This is a genomic window from Acidobacteriota bacterium (assembly GCA_039030395.1).
GTDB lineage: Bacteria > Acidobacteriota > Thermoanaerobaculia > Multivoradales > JBCCEF01 > JBCCEF01.
Map to the genome: position 1 here is coordinate 1 of JBCCEF010000051.1, position 3,076 is coordinate 3,076.

A 3,076-nucleotide genomic window follows, 5' to 3' on the forward strand; every position below is an offset into this window, starting at 1 on the left:
CCCTTCGCCCATTACCTCCAGGGTGACTCCTTGCACGACGTCGGAGAGGGACCGCCCGTCGTGCAGCAGGGCCTCGTTGGCCCAGCTCAGCATGTTGATGAAGCCCGGCGCGACGACCAAGCCCGCGGCGTCGATCTCGAGCCGGCCGCGATGCGATTCCAGATCGCCGATGGCGGTGATGCGGTCGCCGTCGAGGGCGACGTCGGCGGTCGTCCGGGGCGAGCCCGAACCGTCGATCACCGTACCGCCACGGATGAGGACATCGTGCTCCACCGGACGGCAAGCTGCCAGTGCAAAGAGGACGCAGCCGACAGCCGACGTCCTGATGAACCGTTCGAGCATCGAAGACCTCCTTTCGACGGAGTATAAGCTGCTACGATCAGAGGTGGATTCGGGATAGGCTTCGATTGCCGGATGCATTATGGCCCAACCGCAGACACGCTTTTCACCGCAGGAGTACCTGGCCCACGAAAGGGCAGCGGCGACCCGAAGTGAGTATCTCGACGGCCAGATCTTTACCCTGGCGGGCGCCAGCCGCCGGCACAACCTGATCACACTCAACCTCGGCGCCGAGCTGAGGGCCCAGCTTCGTCGACGCCCGTGCGAGGTGTACACCAGCGCCATGCGGGTCAAGATCCCTGCAACGGGCCTCTACACCTATCCGGATGTCGTGGCGGTCTGTGGCGAGCCGTCCTTCGAAGACAGCGAGCTGGATACCTTGCTCAACCCGACCCTGTTGATCGAAGTCTTGTCCAAGTCGACCGCAGATCGTGATCGTGGTGGCAAGTTCGAGCATTATCGAAGCATCGATTCCGTGCAAGAGGTGCTCTTCGTCGCCCAGGATCGCGTCCATGTCATGCGCTACGAGCGCCAGCCGGACAGCACTTGGCTCCTGTCGGAGACCCGAGACGGCGGTGGACGGATGGCCTTGTCGTCGATCGCCGCCGAGTTGGACATTGCAGAGGTCTATGCCAAGGTTCGCTTCGATGACGTGCCGAGGCCAACGCCGGTTCCAGGTCCCGAGGCGTGAAGCGAGCGCACGAAGCCCAGATCGACAGAAGGCCTGGTTCCGCGCTCCTCTCGTCGGCTCTAGCGTTGTTGGCACTCCTCGGCGTTGCGGCGAGCCTGCACGCCGAGCCGGTCTCGCCGCTGCCGCGTGCGGCGCGCCAGTGGGTCGACGCCACCCTGGAGTCGATGGGCTTGGAGGAGAAGGCGGCGCAGATGGTCATGATTCGCACCCATGGCCGCTACCAGCACCCACGCTCCGCCAGCGCCCAGCGCTTGCTACACAATGTTCGGCAACAGGGTGTCGGCGGGGTGATCGTTTTCGATTCCGATCTGGAGTCGATCCCCAGCCTGCTCGATCGGTTGCAGAACGCAGCGGAGGTGCCGCTACTGGTCGCTTCCGACCTCGAGCGCGGCCTGGCGTTTCGGGTGCGGCGCGGCACGGTGCCGTTGCCTTACGCCATGGCGGTCGGGGCGACGCGGTCGCCAGAAGCGGCCCGATTTTTCGGTGAGGTGACGGCGCGCGAGGCCCGTGCCCTGGGGATCCACTGGGGGTTTGCCCCGGTGGCCGACGTCAACAACAACCCGGCCAACCCGATCATCAACATCCGCTCCTTCGGCGAGCAGCCGGAGCTGGTGGCACAGATGACGCGGGCCTTCGTCGAAGGAGCTCGCAGCGGCGGCCTGTTGACCACCGTCAAGCACTTCCCCGGGCACGGCGATACGGCGATCGATTCGCACGTCGCGCTGCCGACGGTGGAGGCCGACCAGGCGCGATTGGAGGCCGTCGAGCTGGTGCCTTTTCGCGCCGCGGTGGAGGCCGGGGTCGATGCGGTGATGCTGGGCCACATCGCGGTGCCGGCGCTCGATCCCTCGGGGGCGCCGGCGACCCTGTCGCCAGCCCTGTCGGGCGGTCTGCTGCGCGATACCCTGGGCTTCGAGGGCTTGATCGTCACCGACGCAATGGAGATGGCCGGCGTGCGGCCCGCCTGGGCCGGCGGCGCGGCGATCCGTGCCGTGCAGGCCGGTGCCGATGTCATTCTCCTGCCGCCGGATACCAGGGTCGCCATCGAGTCCTTGGTGCGCGCGGTGGACGAAGGGCAGATCACCGAGGCTCGCTTGGACCTGTCGGTACAGCGCATCTTGGAGGCCAAAGCGCGATTCGGTCTGCATCGTGAAAGGACCGTCGACCGTGCCGCGATCGAACGGGAGGTGGCGCGACCGGAGGATGTCGCAGGGGCGGCGGAGATCGCGCGCGACTCGATCACCGTGGTGCGCAACGAAGGCGGCGTCCTGCCCCTGCGGGCCGAGCAGCCCCTGCGTCTCCTGCACCTGGTGATCTCGGGCCGACTCAGCCGCCATGGCTTGCCGCAAGACGAGCTCGAGGCCCGCCGGGTCGCCGCCGACACCTTCTACCTGGGACCGGAGGTGTCGGCCGAAACGGCACGCGAGATCCTCACCGCGGCGGAAAGCGCGACCCACGTCCTCATCACGGCCTATGTGCGGGTGTCGGCCGGTGCCGGTGCCGCGCCGCAGTCGCCGTCCCATGCGCGTCTTCTGCACCAGCTGCGCCAGGCCAGCGACCGTCCGATGATCGCCGTCTCCTTCGGTAGCCCCTATCTCCTCGCCAGCCTGCCGGCGGTCGAGGCCTACGTTTGTGCCTACGGCGCGGTGTCCTCCAGCCAGCGGGCGGCCATGGCAGCCCTCTTCGGTGAGGCACCGGTCAGCGGCCGCCTGCCCGTCACGCTGCCGGGGGACTACCCTTATGGCCATGGACTCGACATCCCGAGGCGCGAGATGACCTTGCGTCGAGCCCGCCCGGAAGAGGTCGGTTTCCGCGCCGGCGGTATGGCGGCGGTCGATCAGGTGATCGATCGCTTCCTGGCCGAGAAGGCTTTTCCCGGTGGTGTTCTGGCGGTCGGCCGCCGTGGTGCTCTCGTCTATCTACGACCTTTCGGCAAGCTGTCCTACGACGCCGAGGCCGCCGCGGTGAGCGCCGACACGATCTACGATCTCGCCAGCCTGACCAAGGTCCTCGCCACCACCACCATGACGATGGTCCTGGTCGACG

At 67.3% G+C, this 3,076-nt stretch carries 3 protein-coding genes; 2 read left to right on the forward strand and 1 reads right to left on the reverse strand.

The window, feature by feature from the left end; genetic code table 11:
- The coding region (locus tag AAF481_20330; GenBank protein MEM7483514.1) for a D-aminoacylase at positions 1-342 on the reverse strand (342 nt) is incomplete at its 3' end.
- 79 nt (positions 343-421) lie between these two features.
- Here AAF481_20330 and AAF481_20335 point away from each other — a divergent pair.
- A complete protein-coding gene (locus AAF481_20335; GenBank protein MEM7483515.1) occupies positions 422-1,030 on the forward strand; it encodes a Uma2 family endonuclease in 609 nt (202 codons plus the stop codon).
- The coding region (locus AAF481_20340) for a glycoside hydrolase family 3 N-terminal domain-containing protein (protein MEM7483516.1) at positions 1,027-3,076 on the forward strand (2,050 nt) is incomplete at its 3' end. The genes AAF481_20335 and AAF481_20340, both read left to right, overlap by 4 nt.

Coding starts and splice junctions, on each gene's coding strand:
- AAF481_20335 (MEM7483515.1), top strand. CDS start 422: ATGGCCCAACCGCAGACACGCTTTTCACCGCAGGAGTACCTGGCCCAC.